We start from the raw sequence: 23,217 nt of genomic DNA on the forward strand, positions 1-23,217 counted from the left end.
ACCATCACCGTATCTTGCAATCCAAGGTAAAGCGACATGACACGGCAGTTGTGTCTGACTGTTTTCCGTTGACCTGGCCACGACGATGAACATTGACGATCGGCTTCTCGATAGCAAAATGATCGCGATCGAGCAGGCGAGATCATGGAGTCCGCGCGTCATTTCCAAGCTCGAGACTCTGATCAGGAGCGGCGACGAGCTGTCCGTTTACCGGGTCAATCCGCTGGCGTTTGCGCGAGATCGCGGCATAAGCGAGGCTGAATGCATTGACCTCTTTCTTCATGCGGCGCGATACGGATTGTTCGAGATGAACTGGGACGTTCTTTGTCCGCAGTCGGGAATGGTCCTCCACAGCTTCGGATCATTGCGTACTCTCAAGACCCATTACGTCTGTGGGCTATGCGACGTTACGGGCGAAACCGACCTCGACGATTTCATCCAGGTCACGTTTTCAATATCGCCCGAACTTCGACGGCTGACGTTCCACGATCCCGAGTCGCTTTCCGTGGAAGATTTCCACTGGAAACTGCGATTTAACGGTGACGGTCGGTTCGCCGGCCAGCAAGTCCGGTTTCTCGACTTCTTGCGGGGGCTAGTGCGCGGCCTCACGTTCCTGCCGCCAGGTTCGACGACGACCCTGCAGGCTGTTCTTGGCCCCGGTGCCTTGACGGGTGTGAATGTCGAGACACAAGCCGCTCTCATTGTTCCGGTCGCTGGTGAGCCCGCCACCTCGCCGACACTGTTGCAGGTCGGTTATGACGGTCAACGGTTTGCCCCGGCGCTCTCCGTTGTGCCGCCTGGTCCTGTCGTCATTCAAGTAAGGAATACCGGGAGCACGCGCGGGTCGCTGCTCTTGATCAATTGGCCTCCAGAGGTCGTCGCTCAGGCCATCAAGCCGCCGCTCGAATTCGAACCGTATCTCTCCGGAGGGGCGCTGGTGGCGCGACAGACCTTCCGGCGCCTGTTCCGCTCGGAGAACGTTGACGAGAAGGAAGGCCTTGGGATTCGGCAAGTGACGTTCGTTTTCACGGATCTCAAGGGTTCGACGGCCATGTATGAACGCATCGGTGATCTGAATGCGTACGGCCTCGTCAGACAGCATTTCGCCTTGCTCGAGATGATCGCACAACGGTATTCCGGCGCTATCGTAAAGACGATTGGCGACGCTGTGATGGCCGTCTTTTGTCGACCGACGGACGCGGTTTCCGCGTCGTTGAGTATCGTGGAGGAAATCGGGCGCTTCAATCGCGAACGTGGAGAACCGGCGATCATCCTGAAGATCGGGGCACATTGCGGGCCGTCGATTGCGGTGACACTGAACGACAATCTCGATTATTTCGGCCAGGCCGTCAACGTCGCCGCGCGCGTGCAGTCTCTCGCCGACGCCGGGGAGATTTGCATTTCGGAAGCGCTCTATAGTGCGCCTGGGGTCCGCGACCTCCTTGGTGGCCGCACTGTCGTCGAATTTGAGGCTCCGCTTCGCGGCCTCCAGGGCAGGGCAAGCGTGTATCGCATCGTGTCCGAGTGGTGACGGCTTACGGCGCCGATCTTGCCTCCTCTTGAGGCTATTCCTGTTTGCTCAACGTCGAACCCGACAGGTGCCGAGATGGAGAAGAACGACGCAGCCGGTTTGCTCCCTATGCGCGGCGTTCAGCCGCGTTCCGAGGAAACGCTCGCGACCTGGATCTGCTGGTCAAAGAAATCGTTCGACAATGACAGCGGATTTTGCAAGGTTGGCAGAACCCAAAGGAGCCAGCATGAACATAAGCAATGCGAGCAGAATAATCGGCGCAATGATAATTGCGGCCATCGCGAGCGGCGCGGCCTATGCGAACGCGCAACAAGGTATGAGCGCGACGGCCGGCGCGGTCGCACAAAGGGTGGCGGCCTCGGGCTCGCCGCCTCGACCCAGGCCGGATACTTCGATAGTTCGTGACGTTCGCCGCGCCCTCAGGCGGGTACCGGATATGGATGATTCAGAGATTCACATCAGGGCGAGCCACGGCGTCGTCACGCTCACCGGATCGGTGCCGGAAAGCTGGCAGATCTCGCGCGCTGGCAATGCATCAAGATCAGTGCTGGGAGTCAAGTCGGTGACGAACAGATTGACAGTGCGAAAGAGCGATGCAGCAAGCATTGAGCAACGTCTCGCGGCATCGGCCGGATAGGCTCGATGTTGATCTCATCACTTCGGGAAGCTCCACGAAGACGCAACGCGCGACTGTTGCGCGAAAACCTGATTTCGGGGTCGTTCTCGCCTCAGCTCGCTGCATTTAGCCCGTCACGCGTTCCGATCGCGGATCGTACGGCGCCCTAAGATGCACGATTGCCCTCACCTGTTCGCCCGCCACGTCGATCGTATAGCGGCCTTGCGTGAGCCACGCGGCATCGGCGGCACCATCGGCACGGTTCACGAAACCCATTGCAACCGGACATCGCAATGTATGCCCAAACGCGGCTGAGGTTACCGCCCCTACCGGCTTGCCGTCGCGCAAGATTGCTTCGCCACCCCACAGCATCAGATGTTCGGCGCCGTCGACCGTCAGGATCGCGAGACGCCGGCGCAGCGGCGCCTCGCGCAGACGCAGAAGGGCGTCGCGACCGCGGAAGGCGATGTCCTGGTCGAGCTTGCAGGCGAACGCCAGGCCTGCCTCGAACGGATTGCAATCCGGCGAAAGCTCGCGGCCCCAGGCCCGATAGCCTTTTTATGACGCTATCGAGCGACGACATTCGCTGCGTCTCGAGCATACTGCGTGGGCGGCAGACCGACATGACGCGTGAACGCGACGCTGAATGCGCTCGCCGAGCCGTAACCGACACGTTCCGCGATCACTGCGATGCTGACTTCGTTCCGGCGCAGCAGGCTCCTCGCGACGGCCATGCGCCACGACAACAGATACTCCATCGGTGCCACGCCGACTGCGCGGCTGAATCGATCGAAGAAAGAGGACCGTGAAAGCGCGGCGGTTTTTGCGAGTTGTGCGATCGTCCAGGGCTTGTGCGGACTCTCGTGCATATGACGGATGGCGAGCGCGAGACGGGCGTCGGCGAGGCCGCGGACGAGTCCGGGCGACGCCCCCGTCCCCGTGGCTCGCAACGCTTCAATGAAGAGCACCTCGAGCAGTCGCGCCAGCACGACCTCGCGCGCGGGCCGCTGCGCGCGCGATTCTTCCCTCACGAGCTTGACGAGCGTCGCCAGCCTGGGTTCACCGCGCACGTGCGCGAGCTTGGGCAAGAGCGAGACAAGCAAGGCCGCATCCGGCGAACCGAACGCGCAGAGGCCCGCAAGCCATTGGGCTTCTGGCGCGACCGACGCATCGCCGAAACGAAAGCTGCCGTCGGGCAGTGCCGCGGGCGCGATATCGGAGACGTCGTCATCGTCGGGCGGGTTGATGCTCGTCATCGTGAAGCTAAAAACTTCGGGCACGAGCACGAAGTCATCGGCCTGAAGAATGAGCGGCTCGCAACCATTGACGGATAGACGGAAGGAACCTTCGAGCACCACGCAATAGAACGGCTGGCCGACTTCCGTGCGGCTCGCGCGCCAGCGCCCGGCGCCGCTCAGCACTTTCGAGAACGTGGGCGTCGGCTTCAGCAATGTGACGATTTCGGCGAGCGGGTCGATCATGATCGGACGATTTCGAATGAAACCTGGACGCTCAATTGTAGCGAGTCCGGGTGGTCAGGACTTATTGTGTTGGGACTGTCACCAACCACAGGATTCGATATGAAGACCGTCTTGATTACCGGTTGCTCGTCCGGCTTTGGCCTCGAAATCGCGCGTTATTTTCTGGATCGCGACTGGCGCGTTATCGCCACGATGCGCGCGCCACGCGAAGACCTCTTGCCGCGCTCCGATCGTCTTTCGATTCTCGCCCTCGACGTGAAGGACCCGCAAAGCATTCGCGCCGTCATCGATGCCGCCGGTCGGATGGACGTGCTCGTCAACAATGCGGGTATCGGTTTTCTGAACGCGCTCGAAGGAACGCCGATGGACACCGTGCGCGATATCTTCGAGACCAATACGCTCGGTACCATTGCGATGGCGCAGGCCGTGTTGCCGCAGTTCCGCGAGCGCCGCGAAGGTGTGATCATCAATGTGACGTCGACCGTCACCTGCAGACCGCTGCATTTGCTGTCGGTCTACACCGCGAGCAAGTCCGCGGTCAACGCATTCAGCGAATCGCTCGCGCTCGAACTGGAGCAGTTCAATGTGCGCGTGCGTGTCGTGCTGCCGGGACGCGCGCCTTCCACCCGCTTCGGCGAGAACGCGCAGGCACGTATGAAAGACGGATTCGCCGAGCCGTACGGCGCGCTCGTGGAGCAGATTTTCTCAAACTGGCAGAAAGAAACGGCCGTCACGCACGCATCGGATGTCGCCGAAGCGGTTTGGCTCGCAGCGACCGATTCATCGAGCCCGTTCGACATCCCCGCCGGCGAGGACGCTGTCGAGTGGTACAACGCGGCCGCTAAATAGCACGAGTAAAAATCGCGGAGGTGAGAGCCTCGGGCCTCAGACCTGGCCGATGCCGCCGTCATTCATCAAATCCGCGCCCGTCATATAGGAACTCTGTTCGGAGGCGAGAAAGAGCGCCGCGCTGGCCATCTCCTCGGCGCGGGCGAGTCGACCAATCGGGGCCATGCTCTTGTACATGCTGACCAGATCCTCGCGTGTCGCCGACTGGGCGTCGAGAATCGGGGTGTCGGTGACACCAGGGCTAAGCATGTTGACGCGAATGCCGCGATCCTTGAATTCGGCGGCCCAGGTGCGGGCATAGGAACGCAACGCGGCCTTGGTCGCCGCGTAGGCGGTGTGACCAGGGATGCCCATGACGTGCATGGCCGACGAAACCAGGATGATCGACCCACCACCTGTCATCATCGGCAGCAGCTTCTGCACCAGGAATACCGGGCCGCGCGCCATGAGGTTGAATGCCTTGTCGAAATGCTCAGGCGTGATGGTGTCGATCGAAGCCTGCTCGGTAAAGCCCGCGTTCGACACGATGATGTCGACGACACCTTTTTCGTCCCTGACTGCCGCAGCGACACGGTCGAGGTCATCGAGATTCGCGGCGTCGGCCTGAAGCGCGGTAACGTTGCGTCCGAGCAGTTTGACGGCCTCGTCGAGCTGGCCTTGGCGCCGACCGAAGATAAAGACGTGAGCACCTTCGGCGACGAATCGCCTGGCAATCGCCAGGCCGATACCGGTCGTTCCGCCGCTAATGACGGCGATCTTGCCTGCGAGAGTAGTCATTGAACTTGCTGCCAGTTGGTGGATGGAATTGACATCGTAATTGCCACCCCAGTCAATGATAATCGGCGGATTTATCATAAGATCCATTCACCGAGAGAATAGATCGCACGAGAGAAATACAATGGATCGGTTTCACGAATTGAACGCCTTCTTCGCCGTCGTTGAAGCGGGTGGCTTTTCCGCCGCGGCGCGCAGAACCGGCGAGTCACAGTCCGCGATCAGTAAGTCGATCGGCGCGCTGGAAAAGCGCCTGGGCGTGCTGCTATTCAACCGAAGCACACGCAGCGTGACCCTGACGGATCAGGGGCAGAAATACTACGAACGCACCAAGCCGTTGCTGGACGAGATTGAGGTGGCCGACAGCGAACTGACCAGCAGCACGCTGGATGTCTCGGGGCTTGTCCGGATCGCCTCTGCCTCTACGTTCGGTCGCCTGCACGTTGTTCCGCTCATTCCCGAGCTGCTGTCGCGCTATCCTGGTCTGCGGGTCGATCTCGTGTTGTCGGATTTCGTACGCGATATGGTCGAGGATCGAATCGATCTCGCGATTCGAGTGGGCTCCGTCAACGATCCGGATTCGGTCGTGAAGCGGATTGCCAGCACCCCGCTGGTCTGCGTCGGATCGCGTCGCTATTTCGAGCAATACGGTGTACCGAAGGATCCTACCGAACTCGCCAATCACAATTGCCTGCTCTACGGCGGTCTGATGGAGTCGGCAAACTGGCCGTTTCATGGGCCGCGAGGCCGATTCAGCGTACCGGTGCGAGGTAACCTGTCGTCGAATAGCGTCGAGACAATACGATCGGCCGTGCTCGCGGGCGTGGGAATCGGCCTCTTCGCGAAGCTCTCGCTCGCCGACGAACTCAAGCATCCCGACATTGTGACCGTGCTGGACGACTTCATTCGCGACGCCCGTGATGTAAGCATCATCTGGCCGAGGCGTCGTTTCGTGCCTGCGCGCGTGCGCAGGGTGACTGACTATTTTGCGGCTGCGCTGCCGCAGCGCTTGTAGGAGCGACGTCCGTGAACTAAAAGCTGGCTGGCGGCACTGCGTGCGTCTGAATCAGTCGATTCCGGCGTGCACTTCAAACGCCGTCCGTCACGCAATGTTCGCGAGCGGCGCGCGTCGAGTGCCTGCGTCGCTCGACATCGAATCCCGCACATGGCGCGCGAATTCCTGTGCCGCTGGCTGAACCGTCGCGGGCAATCGCAGACAGATCGCGAACGGAGGCAGTACAGGCAAGCCGCTGACTCGAAACGTGAGCGTCTCCAGATCGGCCGGCACCGTGGAGGCGAGCCAGGCCGTAATCGCGAGGCCCGCGCGCACCGTTGCGGCGGTCGCCTCGATGTTTCCGCTCTCGAACACCGTGCGCCACGCAATGCCCTCGTCCGCGAGCGCGCCGAGCACCACCGGACGGAAAGCACAACGCTCGTCTACCATCGACAGCGGCAACGGCCGCTTCTGCCATGCATCACTGCCGCGCCCCTTGACCCACACCAACGGCTCGATGCAGACCACTTCACCTTCGGCTTCGCTTGCGACATATTCGACCAACGACACGTCAACGCGACCGCTATTCACCGCTTCGCTCAGCTCTGGCGACGCCGCGCACACCAACGAAATTTCGACGTGCGGATGCGCCTCGGCGAATGCCTTCATCGCGGGCGCGAGCCGCGTCACGAGATCGTAAGGCACGCCCACACGCAAGGCGCCGCGCAACGGCTGGCCGGTCATGTCGGCCCAGATTTCATCGTTCAGCCGCAGCAGCTTGCGCGCCTTCACGAGAAACTGCTCGCCCTGGTGCGACAGTTCCAGCCGGCGCGTCTTGCGAACGAACAGAAGGCAATCCAGCACATCTTCGAGGCGCTTCACCTGTTGGCTCACGGCGCCTTGCGTCATGTGCAGCAGATTCGCGGCGACCGTCATGCTGCCGCTATCGGCGACGGCAACGAAGGTGCGGATAAGATCGAGGTCGAGGTTTCGGCTCATCTATGCATTATGCGACGTAATGTACCGCATCAATATTATTAGCTTTCACGATGCCTTGACGATCCGTACAGTGCGAATTCACTGATCCGAATGTGCACCGATGACCTCGATTCTGCCGCTTCTGCTCTTCGTCGCCGTCGCGACCGTGACGCCCGGCGGCGCGACCACGCTCGCCGCCGCCTCAGGCGCACGCTTCGGCTTCGTACGCTCGATACCGCTGATGCTCGGCATCGCGATGGGCCTCGCCTTGCTCGCCGCGGTCGCCGCGCTCGGGCTTGGCGGCCTGCTTCTGACGCTGCCGTCGCTGCAAACGGCGGTGAGGGCGCTCGGCTCGGCGTATCTGCTGTGGCTCGCGTGGCGCATCGCGCGCAGCGGGCCGCCAAACGCGAGCAACGGCCCCGTGCGCCCGGTTTCGCTCGTCAACGGTTTCCTGCTGCTCTGGCTCAACCCGAAAGGCTGGGCGATGACGGTTGGCGCGGCGGCGTCTTTCGCGCTGCTCGCAAACAATCCGAACCGCCTCGCGATGCTGCTCGGTGCAGCGTTCGGGGTGACTGCGTGCGCGTCGCTCGCGCTGTGGTGTGCGCTCGGCGTGCTATTCGCCCGGCTGTTTCGGACGCCGCGCCACTGGCGCATTCTCAATCTCGCGATGGGTGTGCTACTCGCCGCATCCCTCATTCCGACCTGGAGATAAGCATGTCTTCCCATCCGTTCGCCGAATCGTTCGACCTTGAAGCCGCGTTCGCCGATGTGTCGGATCATTGGTCGCCGAAAGTTGTCGCACAGGTCAACGATCAGTACGTGAAGGTCGCGAAAGTGCGCGGGCAGCTCGTGTGGCACGACCATGAGCACGAGGAGCTTGCCGAAGAACACGAGCACCCCGATATCGAGACCTTGCTGGATGAAGCCATTCGAGACGCCGGAGACGTCGGCATCGTCTGGCCGAGGTGCCGTTTCGAGCGTGCATGGCGCCTCCGCTCGAGTCGACGCTGAAAGGCGTGCTCAGTGCAGTTTGACGTGCGGCGCGGTGCTTCGACGGAGCCGATGCGCGAGGGTATTGACGATCATGCGTGCATAGCCATGCAGCGCTGCAACGTGCATCCGATACAGCGACAAATACATGAAGCGAGCAAGCAGTCCGTCCACGAGCATGCTGCCGCCGATAAGACCTCCCATCAGACTCCCTACCGCATTCGCGTGCCCGAGCGACACTAGCGAGCCGAGATCGCGATAGGCAAACTCCGAAAGCTTTTGCCCCTCGATGCGTCGCGCAAGTGCCTTGACTAAAAACGATGCCTGCTGATGAGCCGCCTGGGCGCGCGGTGGAACATTGCGCTCGAAACCCAACCATGGACAGGCCGCGCAATCGCCGAACGCGAATATATGGTCGTCGAGATCCGTTTGAAGCGTGCGACGCACACTGAGTTGCCCCAGATGATTGACGGTCAGCCCATCGAGCGTTGAAAGCACCGCGGGTGCCTTGATGCCCGCGGCCCACACCGTGAGATCCGCACGTATCGTCTTGCCGTTTTTCGTGCGGATGAGTCCGGGCGCGACCTCCGCGACCCGCTCGTCGACCATCAACTTGACATTGAGTTTGCCCAGCAGTCCGGCAGCTGCGGTGGACACGCGTTCTTTCAACGCTGGCAGAATCCGCGGCCCAGCTTCAATGAGCACGATCCCGACGTCGTGTGTGGGGTCGAGCCGATGCAAGCCGCATGATGAAAGTACCTTCGCCGTATTGCGCAATTCGGCGGACAATTCCACGCCCGTAGCGCCCCCGCCAACGATCGCGACCTGAACACGAGGCGCGTGATCGACGGGCACTCCACATGCACTCCGCTCACCGGCGTCTCGTTGTTGTTCGGCGCGAATGCAAGCTGAAATCAGGCGCTTTCTGAAGCGTTCCGCTTGAGCGACGTTGTCAAGCGCGAGCGAATTTTCCGCCGCGCCCAGCACGCCGAAGTAGTGCGTTGTACTACCGATGGCAACAATCAACGAGTCGTACCCGATTCGGCGCGGCGGTACCAGTTCGGTTCCGTCGTCATCGAGCAGTGGCGCAAGCAGGACCTGCCTCGAGCCACGATCCAGTCCGACAAGTTCGCCCTGGATGAACTGGAAGCCGTGCCACTGGGCTTGCGCGGCGTACGCCAGTTCCTGTGCGAATGGGTCCAGACTTCCTGCTGCGACCTCGTGCAACAGGGGCTTCCAGATATGCGTCGGGTTGCGGTCGATCAACGTAACGGAGGCACGTTGCCCCCCGCTTCTTCGCCGACCACCATAACTATCGCCTAGCCTCGTTGCGAGTTCGATGCCACCCGCCCCTCCTCCCACGATCACAAAACGATGCATGCAGATTCTCCCTGGACGACGACGCGCGGTACGGAAATCCAACACAACGGTTCAGAACAACTATCGCAGAAGCCCGACGGCAGGAAAATCTCATAGTTCTGATGGTTGCCTTCAGGTTTTCTGATTGAGAGATCTCCTACTGACCTCGCCCTCAACGGCGTACTCGCACTGTCTGGAAACCCCTCCAGGTTCACACGCACGATGCCCGAGACCCGACGCGCGACTTCATTTCGGCGCAGTCGGCTCGCCGCGATGGCCAGGCGCTCGAACGTACTGCTGAACGCAGTTCGGCGCCCTTCCACTCGGCGTGGTCGTCAAAGGGGTGATCGTAGGTGCCGCGCTGATGGCTGGGGGTCGTTCTTCGCCAGATCTTTGGTGATCAGGATGAAGCCATCAACGTTCACACTTTTGGTCGATGGATTGATGCCGTCGGCAGGTATCTCATCGTTGTGGGCCTCAATGGCACCATGACTGCGTCGCCGAACTCGCTGAAACAGGCGCCATCGCAGCTAGCGAAAAGATGCCTTGCGACGCCGCCGCCAGTTCGCAGATAGCGTCGCTGATGCAGTTCATTCCGTCTTTATTCTCCAATGCGCTTGAAGCTGGCGTAGTAATCGTCGGTGTAATAGCACTCGCCGGTTTGCTTGCGCGGCCCACCACATACGATCCGACGCTGCCCCCGATCCGTCGCGCCTGGTGTGCGAACCGTATAGGTGTGGTAGTAACCGCGCGGATGCTTCGGCAGCAAAGCCGCACTGTTACGAAACAAGACGCCGTCATCGCTAAACGGGAAGTGGCCGCCCGCTTTGATCAGTCGCAGAGTTTCGGCCGCCTCCGCCGGCAACTGCGCCTTGGTGACGGTGACCAGCGCGCCCGTTCCTTGGGCGCCTGATGCAGCGGTTGCATTGCTCGCACCCTGTGCTGGCTGAACCGGCGCCGAGCTCGCGGATGCGCCCGATGCCTCAGTGGCGCTTTGCGGTCCCTGCTTGCCGCATCCGCCGAAGATCGCGCTCAATGCGACGATGCAGGAGACAGCCCACGCTCTCTTCACGAAACGGTTCTCCCTTCGTTGACCAGCACCCGACGACCTGGATAGACGTAAAGGTATCGCTAATGACGGAGCGAATCAACGATCCATCGTAGACCCGTGCCTGCATGCGCGCGAGAATCGTGGTTTAACGATGGTTTCCACGCCTGCAGCGGAGTACGAAATGGACGATCCCTATGATCTTCAGCGCTTCCTCGATGCACAAGAGCCGGTCTACGACCAGGTATGCGATGAACTGAGGCACGGACGCAAGCGAAGCCACTGGATGTGGTTCGTGTTTCCTCAAATCGAGGGGCTCGGAACCAGCGCAATGGCTCAGCGATTCGCGCTTTCGTCGCTGGACGAAGCGCAAGCCTATCTGCGCCACCCGATACTCGGCCCACGGCTGCGCGAAACGACGCACCTGGTCAACCTCGTCAGCGACCGCTCCGTCGAGGAAATATTCGGGTATCCGGATGACCTGAAGTTTCGCTCGTCGGTCACCTTGTTCGCGCGCGCCACGAACGACAACGACGTATTCATCGAAGCTTTGCGCAAGTATTTCGGCGGAGAAGCCGATCCGCGGACCCTCCAGCTGCTCTAGACCATTTTGGTAGCGGTCCCGCGCACGCGGGGCGCAGCGGACCGCGCAATTCCGCTCCCGGTGCAGTGCGTGGTCACTGCCCGCTCACATCGGCTGCACGGGATCGAAAGAGCAGCAGGTGATCCGTGCCGGATTCGGACAGCCAGACCTCGCCCGGACGACCCATCATCTGACGGACGTTCGCGTGGTCACGCGGCAGCGGCAACACGTCGAACCGCTCGGCACGCGGATCGAAGCGCACTAGCGCATTAGCACTCCATTCGCTGAGCCAGACGATGTCCTGGTCGTCGACGAATATTGCATACGCGTGCGGATCGTTGCCGGGCAGTCGCCATTCGCGCCAATGATGCGTGCCAGGATCGTACACGCCGACTTTTCCGGCGTTCCACTCGCTGACCCAGATGCGCCCCCTGGAATCGGCCCAGACGCGGCGCGCGCCCTGATTCGACGTTGGTGGCTCGATGACCTGTGCCGCGCCCGTCGTCGGGTCGATGCGACCTACGTAATTTCCCGCCAGCGAAGCGAAATACAGATCCCCGGAGCGGGTCACGCAGATACCGTAGGGCCCGGCGCCGCGTGGGGCATCAAAGACGCGCATGCGCGATCGCTGCGGATCGAGTTCACCGTAGATACCACTTTGCCCCGTAAACCACAGATGCCCCTGTTTGTCGAACACGGCGGTATTCAGATTGGCGTCTGGCCGGTCCTTGGGTAGCGGAAAACGCGTGACGGCGAGCGTCTTCGGATCGATACGCACGATTGCGTTCTGGCCGCCGTCAGTGACCCACGCCGCACGATCGGGGCCGACGATCACGCCATGTGGCGCCGATCCGGCGCCGAGCGCGATCGTGTCGGTTTTGCCGCTGCGCGGGTCCAGCCGCCCGACCGCTCCCCGCGCCTGCGCGGTGTACCACACGGTGCCGTCATGCGCCGGTGCGACGTCATGCGGTGCGCTGCCGGCCGGGATGGCGAAGCTCTCGAGCGACGGCGGCTGTGCTTGAGCCTGCGCGAGGCCAAGGTTGTCTGTGCTGATCGCGAAAGCGATGGCGTAAAGAGCCAGGGCAATCGCAGACCGGGCAGTCGATTGCGGAGCAAGTTTCGGAAAATGTTTGAAGTCCAAGCGGGCAAATTGAAGTTGACCCGCAAAAACGGACATCTATCCTTTGGAGAAGGAGGTGCCGATTATGGCCAAGCATCGTACCCCGTACCCGAATTGGTAAGGAGCGTCGCCTGCCGCTGATGGCATGATCCCGTGCCATCATGGACTGACATGCCACCATCGTCGTACGGAGAAAGTCATGAACGCCATTGCCCGCATCGGTGTAGATCTTTCCAAAAACGTGATGCAAATCCATGCTGTCGATCATATGGGCCGCGTTGTGGTCCGCAAGGCCGTCACGCGCGCAAGCTTCCTCAACTGGTTCGTCAACGTCCCGCCGTGCCTCGTCGCCATGGAAGCATGTAGTGGCGCCGGCTTTGTCACGTTTGGCGCTGCGGTCAGTTAAGACGAAGTGATGAAGAAAACGAAATCGCTGTATCACGGTCACCGGTTCCCGGCGTCAGTCATCAGTCACGCTGGTATTTCAGGTTCCAGCTCAGCCTGCGCGATATCGAGGAGTTGCTGTTCGAGCGTGGCGTGATCGTCAGCCACGAATCGATCCGGCGGTGGATAGACAAGTTTGGGGCTGGTTTCGCGCATCGCGTGAAGGCTGCCCGCCGCCAGCCGGGCAGCACGTGGCATCTTGATGAGGTATTCGTGTCATTGCGCGGTGAACCTTATGTGCTGTGGCGTGCCGTCGACCAGCACGGCATCGAGCTCGACATCCTGCTACAGAAGCGGCGCGACAAGGCCGCCCCGAAACGTTTCTTCAAACGTGTACTGGCGGCCTGTCCCGAGGTGGCCGAAGAAGATCGTCACTGACCAGTTGCGCAGTTACCCCGCAGCAAAGACCGAAATCCCAGAGCTGGCGAACGTGAAGCATGTGTTCGTCAAGGCGGCCGCCCGCGTCAACAACCGTGCAGAGAACAGCCATCAGCCCACGCGTGAACGCGAGCGACGTATGCGTGGTTTCCGCCTGCCCGGGCGCACGCAGGCGTTCCTGTCGTGCTTCGGTCCGATCCGGCAACACTTCGCGCTCAAGCGTCATTTGCTGCGCGCGTCGCTTTATCGAAAGCAGCTCGCGACCCGGTTTGAAGCCTGGCGTCTTTTCACCGGTCTCACCCAGAATCCGTCTGCTGTTTTCTGAGCGACTGTTTCGCCTGAACACGATTCGTCCGGTGATCGGCAACGTGACAAAGCCGCCGCGCTTTCACGCCGCCTAGGGAACGAAAACTTAATTCGACCCTTATTTCAGCGAGGTGTCGAGCAGGTTGACTTTTAAATAAAAATAATCGTGCGGCAATATCGAGCGCGCCTTGATAGGGTCGAAACGGCAAAAATACAGGGCGTCCAATCCTCTGATCCGTGGAGAAGGCCACAATTTTTTCAATGCAGCAGACTATTCGCAAAGATCCTCCTTTTTGGCGGAAATCTGCTGCCTACTCTTTTAATTTTGCTCCTTTACCGGTAGGGTTTACCCCGTTCGAAGCACTAGTGCGAAGAATTTGCCGAGCGACTCGGGGGAACGCTTTCCGGTAGGAAAACTTTGCGTTGCGAGTGCCGCGCGTGTTCGGCGGTACCGTAACGCGGTCACGGTTGTTTCCACCGTTGGTTCTGAATCTCACGATCGCGCGAAATAGCACGCCCGCTTTGATCGGCTTGCGCACGTCAGTTGTACTCGCACGCTCAATGGAACGGCATTTTTATCAGGCTGATAAATCTCGCAGAAGAATGCGTGCATAGGACATAAATTTTCCAGTCGATAAGGACCGCGAATAAACGGTTAGTCGGTGTTAATCGCATTTACTAATTCGGAAATTAGAAAACCAAATTTTTTAACTTTTTTCGGGAATTTTCCCGATAGTGGAATAATTCGTAATGTTAAAACGACGACAATTTCTTGGTAGCCTGACGGCGCTAGGTGGAAGTGTTATTTTGAGCGCGTGCGGCGGTGGTGGCACGGAAGATAGCGGCATTGCCTCCAGCGCGGCAGCCCAGAAAGCAAGCGCAACGGCAAAGAGTGCTTCACCGAACGGTTCGGCAATGCCGCCGGCTAGCTCGCTGATTGACGGCGCGGGCGCCACCTGGACGCTTTCGGGCGGCTCGGTTTACCAAAACGGAGCAAAGGCCGGAAACAACTACAATGTGATCGTCGCGCTGTGTTACAACGGCAACATCTATGTTGAAAACACAAGCGGACAGTTCTCCACATGGACTGGCTCGGGGTGGCAGGGTTGCAGCGATCCGCGCTTGGGCACTACGTCTCCAGACGGAACCACGATGCCTTCCGCGGCGAGCATTATCGACAAGACCGGCGCTGTCTGGACCCTGACCAACGGTGTCATCTACAAAAACGGCGTTGTCGTAGGAATCAACTACAACGTGACGCTCGTGCTCTGGTACGGCGGCAAGGTCTATTGCTGCAACACAAGCGGACAGTTTTACGCGAATGCCGAGGTCGCCTCCCAATGGTTGCCGTGCACCGATCCGCGCATTGCCGTAGCTGCGGCTGCGGGTAGTTTCTACGGTATCAACGGTCACTTCGATTACACGTACACGCCCGCGCAAGTCGTCTCGATCCTAAAGGGTTTGGGGTGCACGAGCTACCGCGTCGGCTGCACGTCGGATCCGAGTGAACTGAATGCCGTGGTCAAACTCGCGCAGGCGTTCCAGTCGGCTGGGATGACGCTGCTCGTAACGATTGCACAGGGTTTCTACGACACCAGCGGCACGCTTTTCGCGAGCGAATCGGCCTCTTACAACGCCGGTTACGCGTCCGCCTCGACGATCGCCAATGCGCTGAAGCCGTATGGGGTGGCCCTTTATGAATGTGGAAATGAGCTGACCCGCGACAAGGCCATCATCATTGACTCAACCAACGCAGGTACGAAGGCGATCGATTTCAACAATGCGAACTGGCCTCTCATGCGCGGCGCCATGCGCGGCATGATCGACGGAGTAAAGTCGGTTCTGCCTTCCGCGAAGTGTGGTATCAACTTCTGCGTTGCGGATGTCGGCGCGTCGGACGCGCTGTGGGACGGCATCCAACCGGACGGCAGCGGCGGCCATCCGAAAGTGCGCTGGGACATCACGACCTGGCACAACTACGAAGTGTACGGCGACATTTTCAACATTGGCACGGATGGCGCTGGGCCCGGCATCGATCTGCCGACGTACTGCAAGGCCAGATACGGTGTGCCGTTCATCATCACGGAGTGGAACACCGGTCCGGAACAAACGCAGGCGTATCGGGCAAATTACATTACGTCGCAATTCGGTTCGTTCTATGCGGCACGAAAGACGCACAACATTCAGTCCGTCATGTATTACGTGCTCGATAGCGGCAACAACACTTTTGGCATTATGACTAACGGTGTGCCGTTGAACCCGCCGTACGGTGCGTTCACGGGCTTTACGTCGAGCCACGCGGACATCTGATCCTGGCGAATACTCGCGTCTGACGCGCCGATCTGGCCTCCCGTTGCTTCCGCGCGCGAGGCCAGTTCTTTTGTCGGTGGCCGTTTGCTTCCTGACGCGTCGGTGCGAGTCAATCGACCTCGCTTGCCATCGGTCTGGATTGTTTGCCCCACTCGAAGTCGACCTGTAAAGTGGACCCAGAAATTGAGACAAGCATTTAAGCTGTCGTCGTAGATGACAGGAAACTAGTAATGAGCGCAGGAAACAAGAAAGGTGTTCGCGCACTCGGATTTCTGTTTCGAAGAACGGCGGACAAGAAGAGCCGTATGAATCGAGAGATTCACGTACGGATCTGTGAGAGCCTGAGGGGCCAGTTCCATCGGGCCACTCGACCGTTGTTTGATTCTTATAGACATGGTCCGGCGGGGTAGAATCAGAGTGAATGAAAGCCTACTCAGCAGAAAGAAAATGAAGCGCTGGTGCGCCGCATGATACCGCCGGAAAACGCGCTGGTTTCGGCGCTGGCCAGAGAAACGGGGATTAATGAACAGACGCTGTACACCTGGCGCCGACAGGCGAAAAGACAAGGACTGGCCGTGCCGGGCGATGGGAAGAATCCCGAAGGATGGAGTCTTCGGAAGACAAGTCTGCCGTAGTGCTGGAATTCGCCCCGCTCAATGCAGTGGAGCTGGCGGAGTACTGCCGCCGCAAAGTTCTTTATCCCAAACAGATCGCGGCGTGGCGATCGTCCTGTCAGGCAGATGAAAACGGCGAAAGGAACCCATCCGCGCGTCGCCGAACAATTCTACTCCCTGGTTATCTAAGGTGTCCTTGTCATATCACCTTCCTTCGTCATTCTCTCCTTACTGCGACAGAACCGATCTGCGAACTGGCAAACAGCGGGTCGTCGTACAGCCTTGCTCCTTCGCCCGGCCAGACCGACTGGCCCATTGCACCTATCGAATAACATGGGTTCGGTCAGGGTTGGGCCACCGCAGTACGTGCCTCATCACGACGAAAAGCCCCTGCTTGTGCGAACCGGAATCAAAATGAGCACGCAACGTAGCGGCCAGGCTGGAACTTCGCCAGCAAAAGAGACCGCATTGAAGGATCAAGTGTCCCTCGCTGGTCGACTTGTGGACCATGCGGGAAAGAACGGAAGCTGAATCCGACAGGAAACGACCCGTCGACAAATCGCTCCAAGTCGTGTCTATTCCTGAACGGTGTGAAATCGAAAACGCAGGACTGCCTCCGTGCATTCTCGATCTTTTTCTTCAGGTTAGAGACGGTATCGGGCACTGAATAGGGCGCCGCCTCGACCTCGATAATCGACGCGCGTTTCGGATAATAAAGCTGAGGAAACGCGTCCATGGTCGGGCCGACATCCGGGATACGTAACGAGACGATTATGTCCGCATTTGTGCCCGAATTGCGATAGCGCTCAAGTGCATCGACAGGCGAGACGTATCGATGATGGACAATGTTACCTGCCAACGTCGTAATAAATTCCGCCTGCGCAGTAAGCAGGCAAAAGGCCCCATAAATAATGACGGGTATCGCCGGATAATAGTTCGTTCTTGTACGGGTAACCAGCCCGACAAGCGCAGCGATCACAAAAACTAGACCGTAGCTCACAGTGCGCGGCGAATAGATATCGTATTGAGTCAAAGTGCGCAGATAGAATGCGAGCAAAAGGTAGCCTGCGCCACTTAGCGCCAGCAGGCGACAAGGCTGTGCATCGACGCGTGCCCGGCTACCCGACGCAGAAGCCCACCCTCGAGTTCGCTTCAAACCCCATAGCAATATCAGCAGCAACGCCCCCGTGAGAATAAACTCCTTGCCCACCTGACGGATGAACCTAAACAACAGAAAAACGAAGGTTTCTGGCGCTGGGATACGCGGCGTACCGGTAGGAAAACCCGTCGCGACCACATTGAATTTTTGATACCCGAGGAAAAAGATTGCGGCGGCCACGAATGCGGGCAATGCTCTAATGGCCGTCGTTCTGCCGTACGAGATCCATGCCGCAGCGAAAATTACCACGGAGAACGGCGCAAAGAAATATCTCGACGAACATCCGACAATGAGCGTGCACGCGAGCAATACCGCGTACCAGCGTGATGAACCGTTGTGCGCAATTCTGGAGATTGCATAGATAGACGCGCAAAATGCAAGCAAAAAAAGATTTTCAGACCATGTGTACTGGTAAAGCTCGATGGTGAACGGATTGACGACGATTAGAACCGGAACCAGCACATTCCTGAAGGTCTTCATCAGGAAGAAAAAGCCGACGAACAGCAGGATAAGGTTAGTGACCTTGCTGCTTACGATCAAGGCGCCTATCTCGGTCGAAGGCGCAGTCAAGGCAATCACCAGCGGATAGCCACAAGGAAATGTTGCAAAGTAGGCGCCCCGCACCGAACAGCCCTGCCCGTCTCTGATCGATTGAGCAAGATGCAGGTAATTCCAGGAGTCGATGGTCAGGTAACCAAACGTGCTCGCCCAACCGGCACTGATGCCCAACACCAGGAAAATCGCGGCAGCATAAGCCCACTTCGTCGAATACCAGCGTATGGCGACGGAATCCGTACCCGGTGGTAGCCGATCCTGAGTCCGGTACTCCGGACTGGAGGAACTCCCGCTCTGGCCGTATTGCGGCCGTAGTAAGTCAGCAAGCCGCTCAAGATAACTGACTATTCGCATCCCTATAGTTCCTCCAATGCCGCTCCCGTCGATTCAACCCCTATGCGGCCGCGCGGTACGCGGCGCACACGTTGCCGTGGCGAGAGCATCGGCACGACCGACGTAACTGGAGCATAGGCAGATTGATCCGATTGTGTCGCTTGTCCACCAAATGGGGAGGCCTGCGTCGCGATCTTTTGAACGCGCACACTCGCCGGAACTCACCGAGCAGCCAGCCGAGGACAACACCGCGTCGAACGGCGCGAACGCCATTGGAAGACCGAAGGACAATCTCGTTCTCGAAGCACCGTCTTCTGTCGCAACGCAGATACGGCGGGGTTACATTGCAAACAAGCCATCGCGCCTTTGCGAACGCGTTCAATGTTGCAACGAAGCATAGAACCGTCGAGGACAATGCGCGCGGAACGGGCCGGAAAGCACGCGGTAATGTCCGATATGGCTTTGTCACGTTTGGCGCTGCGGTCAGTTAAGATGAAGTGATGAAGAAAACGAAATCGCTGTATCACGGTCACCGGTTCCCGGCGTGAGTCATCAGTCACGCGGTACGCTGGTATTTCAGGTTCCAGCTCAGCCTGCGCGATATCGAGGAGTTGCTGTTCGAGCGTGGCGTGATCGTCAGCCACGAATCGATCCGGCGGTGGATAGACAAGTTTGGGGCTGGTTTCGCGCATCGCGTGAAGGCTGCCCGCCGCCAGCCGGGCAGCACGTGGCATCTTGATGAAGTATTCGTGTCATTGCGCGGTGAACCTTATGTGCTGTGGCGTGCCGTCGACCAGCACGGCATCGAGCTCGACATCCTGCTACAGAAGCGGCGCGACAAGGCCGCCGCGAAACGTTTCTTCAAACGTGTACTGGCGGCCTGTCCCGAGGTGCCGAAGAAGATCGTCACTGACCAGTTGCGCAGTTACCCCGCAGCAAAGACCGAAATCCCAGAGCTGGCGAACGTGAAGCACGTGTTCGTCAAGGCGGCCGCCCGCGTCAACAACCGTGCAGAGAACAGCCATCAGCCCACGCGTGAACGCGAGCGACGTATGCGTGGTTTCCGCCTGCCCGGGCGCACGCAGGCGTTCCTGTCGTGCTTCGGTCCGATCCGGCAACACTTCGCGCTCAAGCGTCATCTGCTGCGCGCTTCGCTTTATCGAAAGCAGCTCGCGACCCGGTTTGAAGCCTGGCGTCTTTTCACCGGTCTCACCCAGAATTCGTCTGCTGTTTTCTGGGCGACTGTTTCGCCTGAACACGATTCGTCCGGTGATCGGCAACGTGACAAAGCCCTGAGACGAAAAGCTGTTCTACAGACAACATTGTTTGTATTCTACTTTCATGAAAAAGTTTATACTCTCGGCTACTGGCGCTGTAACGGCGTTGCTTCCTTTGAGGTTTCGGCATGCTATCGCGAAGTCGCTTATCGAGGACCGTGCGCTTGCACAGGAATACGGGTATTTTTACCTCTCCAGCCTCGCCCGAAAGCTCAATGTCGTGCAGCTTGCAGCAAGCGGACAATACGGCATAATGGCCAGCAGTTCAAACGACCTGAGCATACTGAAGAAATACGCTGAGACCGGTCGTTGGGCACCCGAGCTGGCCGAAAGATTGAAAGCATTTTTCGCCGGTTCCGGCGGAACCTACCTCGACATCGGCGCAAATATCGGAATGACGACCATTCCGATTGCGCAGTACAACGACAGTGTGAAGTGTTACGCGTTCGAACCTGAACCAGTCAACTACCGGAATCTGTTGCGCAATATCGCCGAGAACTGCCCTTCATCCGACATAGAGACCTACCAGCTGGCATTGCACGAACACGACGACGTGTTGCCGTTTGAAATTGCCGACGGCAATCTCGGGGACCATCGTCTGCACATAGAAACAGGCCTGCCCGCGAAACAAAATGAGGCGGGTCGCAAGATCATTGATGTGCAATGTGTCAGGCTGGATGACCTGCCCATCAAGCTGACTTCGCCTGTTTTTGCCAAAATCGATACGCAGGGCGCTGAGCCCTTCGTGTTCGCCGGCGGCAGGCAAACGCTCGCTAGGGCCGATGCAATTTTGGTGGAATGGTCGCCCTATCACATGGCCCGCTTAGGGGGAGGTCCCGAAATCGTGCTCCGTTTCCTCGAAGAGCACTTCAGCTACGGTCAAATCGAGGAGACCGACGCGAAGTCCGGTCAATGGGGGGAAAGCGGACCTATTGGGGAAATAACACGCCGTCTGCAAAGTACCATCACCGAATGGCGCGACGATCCGATGAGCTACGTCGATCTCGTCGCGACGAAAATTCCGTCAATCGCTCGATAGAGGCGGGCATCTACGGTCTTCGTTCCGCTGGAGCAATCCAGAGGCCTCGTTTCCTAACGGACCCGTTGCCCGCACGCGTCGCCCTCATCCGGTAACGGCGCTTCCCGCCGCACTCGCGTGCCCCACGACCGTTTCGAAGAACTGCTCGTAGCGCCGGCAGCACACGTTCCAACCGAACTCATCAACAGCCAAGCGATTGCTTGCAGTGCAGACGATCGTTGGCCATGAACTGTTGATCAAACCAATGATTTCAGGGAGCTGAGCAACGTCATCGAAGAGAATGACATTGTCGAACTTGCTGGCCGCCCAGATCATAAACGGCGTCGAGCGAGAGATAACCAGCGGCACGCGCCCAATGGCCTCAAAAAACGCGCCGCTCACCAGCATTGAATCGACCGCATGCGGGAGGATCAGCACATCGCTATCGGCAATCCTCTGCGCGAATTCCGCGTCAGACAGGAATTTTGCGTCGAGGCGCACCGTATCGCGCAACGATCGCCTGTCGATGATTCCGTTCAGCGTGGCAACATAAGCTTCCGTACCGTGCCCGGCTATATCCAGCTTGCATTCGCTCGGCCAGACGTCAAGAACCGCATCGATCTGCTTGTACGGGCGAATCACACCGAGCATCGAATAGAGCGGTGTCGCGCTACCCGCCCTCGGCGTAGTCGGCGGCTGGCCGGGCGCGTCCCAATAGAGTGGGTGGGGTAAATAGCGCGCGCTGAACTGAACCTGAAAATCCGGTGCGTGGACCACGCGAAAGTCTGCCAGACGGCGTATGAAGGCAATAAGCCGAATCGAGAGGCGCCTGTTGAATCCTACTGTGTCGTGGACTGCCTGATCGTGGACGAAATACACAACCTTTGCTCGACCGATCAGCATCAAGGAGCAGTAAAAAGCGAAGAGCAACGAGCCGAGCAAGCTCAACTGCGCAGTCCCTTTCTGCCGCCTGAACGGCCGATATTCAAGCCAATGAAAAACGAGAATATTGTCTGGCTTGAACAGCTGAAAGAATCCTCCCTTCAGCAGGCCTTTGATGGAGAGCGGCGCGACGTCATAACCGACCGACCTATACAGATCTTTTTGAATCTCGATATAGCGATTTGTCGGGTTGGTGAATGGACACATCAGCACGCGCGGCCGCAGTCCGTTTACTTCTTGATTCCTGGTGCGACCAACAGAATCATTGGTAACCTGCCCCATTTATACATCTCCCGTTGAGCCGTACGCCGCAAAGGCAGACGCCGAAGCGCGCGCGACGAGGGTAAAGGCCGCTAGCTTTTTGAATGCCGAGCACAAGTAAGCGGTTCACATACCGCGCTCTCATCTTCACAAATCAGATTAGCACGCGACAGAAACAATGCGCGACAATTAATCGCATCGATTTAGATTATGGCCGATTTTGTGGAGCATGGCGTTAAAGGTTGAGTGCGTGACTGGATTTTACGCAACCACGTATGCCGCGCTCTTGCTTACAGCGGACGGACGTCGAGTGAACCCATTGCGGCGCGCTGCAATTTTTACCGCCGGACGTCATTCATATTGAACTTGGGGGTAGCGGGAGCCGTTCGGCATCATCTGAAGATAGGGCTTTGTCACGTTTGGCGCTGCGGTCAGTTAAGATGAAGTGATGAAGAAAACGAAATCGCTGTATCACGGTCACCGGTTCCCGGCGTCAGTCATCAGTCACGCTGGTATTTCAGGTTCCAGCTCAGCCTGCGCGATATCGAGGAGTTGCTGTTCGAGCGTGGCGTGATCGTCAGCCACGAATCGATCCGGCGGTGGATAGACAAGTTTGGGGCTGGTTTCGCGCATCGCGTGAAGGCTGCCCGCCGCCAGCCGGGCAGCACGTGGCATCTTGATGAAGTATTCGTGTCATTGCGCGGTGAACCTTATGTGCTGTGGCGTGCCGTCGACCAGCACGGCATCGAGCTCGACATCCTGCTACAGAAGCGGCGCGACAAGGCCGCCGCGAAACGTTTCTTCAAACGTGTACTGGCGGCCTGTCCCGAGGTGCCGAAGAAGATCGTCACTGACCAGTTGCGCAGTTACCCCGCAGCAAAGACCGAAATCCCAGAGCTGGCGAACGTGAAGCACGTGTTCGTCAAGGCGGCCGCCCGCGTCAACAACCGTGCAGAGAACAGCCATCAGCCCACGCGTGAACGCGAGCGACGTATGCGTGGTTTCCGCCTGCCCGGGCGCACGCAGGCGTTCCTGTCGTGCTTCGGTCCGATCCGGCAACACTTCGCGCTCAAGCGTCATTTGCTGCGCGCGTCGCTTTATCGAAAGCAGCTCGCGACCCGGTTTGAAGCCTGGCGTCCTTTCACCGGTCTCACCCAGAATCCGTCTGCTGTTTTCTGAGCGACTGTTTCGCCTGAACACGATTCGTCCGGTGATCGGCAACGTGACAAAGCCGCACCAGGGTAAATACAGATTCGATCGCTCAAAAAGCTTTATAGAATGGCCAATATTAGCAAGG

The 23,217-nt window shown here is 58.9% G+C and carries 19 protein-coding genes and 6 pseudogenes; 15 read left to right on the forward strand and 10 right to left on the reverse strand.

Annotation, left to right across the window (positions count from 1 at the left end; all coding sequences use genetic code 11):
- Positions 1–85 precede the first annotated feature (85 nt).
- The 3 genes from OKW35_RS15955 (at position 86) to OKW35_RS15965 (ending at position 2,168) form a co-directional block, all read left to right on the forward strand.
- Positions 86–1,531: a DUF5939 domain-containing protein gene (locus OKW35_RS15955; RefSeq protein WP_429552532.1), complete on the forward strand. Its 1,446-nt coding sequence runs from the start codon at positions 86–88 to the stop codon at positions 1,529–1,531.
- Between the two features lie 75 nt (positions 1,532–1,606).
- Positions 1,607–1,936, forward strand: a complete 330-nt coding sequence (locus tag OKW35_RS15960; RefSeq protein ID WP_429552533.1) for a hypothetical protein — start codon at positions 1,607–1,609, stop codon at positions 1,934–1,936.
- Positions 1,937–1,967: 31 nt separating this feature from the next.
- Positions 1,968–2,168 carry a BON domain-containing protein gene (locus tag OKW35_RS15965; protein ID WP_311540538.1) on the forward strand — a complete coding sequence of 67 codons (201 nt, stop codon included), beginning with the start codon at positions 1,968–1,970 and terminating at the stop codon, positions 2,166–2,168.
- Between the two features lie 105 nt (positions 2,169–2,273).
- Here OKW35_RS15965 and OKW35_RS15970 read toward each other — a convergent pair.
- Positions 2,274–2,705, reverse strand: a pseudogene (locus OKW35_RS15970) (glycine cleavage T C-terminal barrel domain-containing protein); the annotation flags it as partial.
- Between the two features lie 8 nt (positions 2,706–2,713).
- Entirely contained in the window at positions 2,714–3,628 is a 915-nt protein-coding gene (locus tag OKW35_RS15975; RefSeq protein WP_184010480.1) for an AraC family transcriptional regulator, read from the reverse strand.
- Between the two features lie 99 nt (positions 3,629–3,727).
- On the opposite strand from OKW35_RS15975, the gene OKW35_RS15980 reads away from it, so the two are divergent.
- Positions 3,728–4,477, forward strand: coding sequence for an SDR family oxidoreductase (locus OKW35_RS15980; protein ID WP_429552534.1), 750 nt, complete (start codon positions 3,728–3,730; stop codon positions 4,475–4,477).
- Positions 4,478–4,513: 36 nt separating this feature from the next.
- Here OKW35_RS15980 and OKW35_RS15985 read toward each other — a convergent pair whose 3' ends face one another.
- Positions 4,514–5,254, reverse strand: a complete 741-nt coding sequence (locus OKW35_RS15985) for an SDR family NAD(P)-dependent oxidoreductase (protein WP_429552535.1) — start codon at positions 5,252–5,254, stop codon at positions 4,514–4,516.
- A gap of 121 nt (positions 5,255–5,375) precedes the next feature.
- Here OKW35_RS15985 and OKW35_RS15990 point away from each other — a divergent pair, with 121 nt between their 5' ends.
- The gene (locus OKW35_RS15990; protein WP_187613060.1) at positions 5,376–6,266 is read left to right on the forward strand and encodes a LysR family transcriptional regulator; all 891 of its coding nucleotides are present in this window, start codon (positions 5,376–5,378) and stop codon (positions 6,264–6,266) included.
- Between the two features lie 87 nt (positions 6,267–6,353).
- On the opposite strand, the gene OKW35_RS15995 is transcribed toward OKW35_RS15990, so the two are convergent.
- Positions 6,354–7,244: a LysR substrate-binding domain-containing protein gene (locus OKW35_RS15995; protein ID WP_429552536.1), complete on the reverse strand. Its 891-nt coding sequence runs from the start codon at positions 7,242–7,244 to the stop codon at positions 6,354–6,356.
- Between the two features lie 100 nt (positions 7,245–7,344).
- On the opposite strand from OKW35_RS15995, the gene OKW35_RS16000 reads away from it, so the two are divergent.
- Together OKW35_RS16000 and OKW35_RS16005 are read left to right on the forward strand one after the other, a co-directional pair.
- Positions 7,345–7,935, forward strand: a complete 591-nt coding sequence (locus OKW35_RS16000; protein WP_184058905.1) for a LysE family translocator — start codon at positions 7,345–7,347, stop codon at positions 7,933–7,935.
- Positions 7,936–7,937: 2 nt separating this feature from the next.
- Positions 7,938–8,099, forward strand: a pseudogene (locus OKW35_RS16005) (cupin domain-containing protein); the annotation flags it as partial.
- A gap of 144 nt (positions 8,100–8,243) precedes the next feature.
- Here the strand turns inward: OKW35_RS16005 and OKW35_RS16010 are convergent.
- Complete coding sequence (locus OKW35_RS16010; RefSeq protein WP_429552537.1) at positions 8,244–9,593, reverse strand: NAD(P)/FAD-dependent oxidoreductase; 1,350 nt, start codon at positions 9,591–9,593, stop codon at positions 8,244–8,246.
- A 580-nt stretch (positions 9,594–10,173) separates the two neighbouring features.
- Positions 10,174–10,644 (reverse strand): ribonuclease, encoded by a 471-nt coding sequence (locus OKW35_RS16015; RefSeq protein WP_429552538.1) that lies wholly within the window; start codon positions 10,642–10,644, stop codon positions 10,174–10,176.
- Positions 10,645–10,804: 160 nt separating this feature from the next.
- On the opposite strand from OKW35_RS16015, the gene OKW35_RS16020 reads away from it, so the two are divergent.
- Positions 10,805–11,224, forward strand: coding sequence for a DUF1810 domain-containing protein (locus tag OKW35_RS16020; protein ID WP_090811630.1), 420 nt, complete (start codon positions 10,805–10,807; stop codon positions 11,222–11,224).
- Between the two features lie 73 nt (positions 11,225–11,297).
- On the opposite strand, the gene OKW35_RS16025 is transcribed toward OKW35_RS16020, so the two are convergent.
- Positions 11,298–12,284: a virginiamycin B lyase family protein gene (locus OKW35_RS16025; RefSeq protein WP_429552796.1), complete on the reverse strand. Its 987-nt coding sequence runs from the start codon at positions 12,282–12,284 to the stop codon at positions 11,298–11,300.
- 238 nt (positions 12,285–12,522) lie between these two features.
- On the opposite strand from OKW35_RS16025, the gene OKW35_RS16030 reads away from it, so the two are divergent.
- The 4 genes and pseudogenes from OKW35_RS16030 to OKW35_RS16045 all read left to right on the forward strand — a co-directional run.
- Positions 12,523–12,729, forward strand: coding sequence for a hypothetical protein (locus OKW35_RS16030; protein WP_429552539.1), 207 nt, complete (start codon positions 12,523–12,525; stop codon positions 12,727–12,729).
- 9 nt (positions 12,730–12,738) lie between these two features.
- Positions 12,739–13,470, forward strand: a pseudogene (locus OKW35_RS16035) (IS6 family transposase).
- 731 nt (positions 13,471–14,201) lie between these two features.
- Entirely contained in the window at positions 14,202–15,761 is a 1,560-nt protein-coding gene (locus OKW35_RS16040) for a hypothetical protein (protein WP_429402351.1), read from the forward strand.
- Between the two features lie 421 nt (positions 15,762–16,182).
- Positions 16,183–16,495, forward strand: a pseudogene (locus tag OKW35_RS16045) (transposase); the annotation flags it as partial.
- Positions 16,496–16,784: 289 nt separating this feature from the next.
- Here the strand turns inward: OKW35_RS16045 and OKW35_RS16050 are convergent.
- Together OKW35_RS16050 and OKW35_RS16055 are read right to left on the reverse strand one after the other, a co-directional pair.
- Complete coding sequence (locus tag OKW35_RS16050; RefSeq protein WP_429402350.1) at positions 16,785–18,443, reverse strand: hypothetical protein; 1,659 nt, start codon at positions 18,441–18,443, stop codon at positions 16,785–16,787.
- Between the two features lie 200 nt (positions 18,444–18,643).
- On the reverse strand, positions 18,644–19,066 hold the full coding sequence (locus OKW35_RS16055) for a hypothetical protein (protein WP_429402349.1): 423 nt from the start codon (positions 19,064–19,066) through the stop codon (positions 18,644–18,646).
- Between OKW35_RS16055 and OKW35_RS16060 the strand changes: the two are divergent.
- A pseudogene (locus OKW35_RS16060) lies at positions 18,974–19,648 on the forward strand (IS6 family transposase); the annotation flags it as partial. The gene OKW35_RS16055 and the pseudogene OKW35_RS16060 sit on opposite strands and share 93 nt — an antisense overlap.
- 304 nt (positions 19,649–19,952) lie before the next feature.
- Positions 19,953–20,738, forward strand: a complete 786-nt coding sequence (locus OKW35_RS16065) for an FkbM family methyltransferase (RefSeq protein WP_429402348.1) — start codon at positions 19,953–19,955, stop codon at positions 20,736–20,738.
- A gap of 84 nt (positions 20,739–20,822) precedes the next feature.
- Here OKW35_RS16065 and OKW35_RS16070 read toward each other — a convergent pair whose 3' ends face one another.
- Positions 20,823–21,941: a glycosyltransferase gene (locus tag OKW35_RS16070; protein WP_429552540.1), complete on the reverse strand. Its 1,119-nt coding sequence runs from the start codon at positions 21,939–21,941 to the stop codon at positions 20,823–20,825.
- 427 nt (positions 21,942–22,368) lie between these two features.
- Here OKW35_RS16070 and OKW35_RS16075 point away from each other — a divergent pair.
- Positions 22,369–23,099 (forward strand): annotated as a pseudogene (locus OKW35_RS16075) (IS6 family transposase).
- Positions 23,100–23,217: the final 118 nt, after the last annotated feature.

The sequence above is a fragment of the Paraburkholderia sp. MM5477-R1 genome (genome assembly GCF_050436385.1).
In the GTDB taxonomy this organism is placed as follows: domain Bacteria; phylum Pseudomonadota; class Gammaproteobacteria; order Burkholderiales; family Burkholderiaceae; genus Paraburkholderia; species Paraburkholderia tuberum.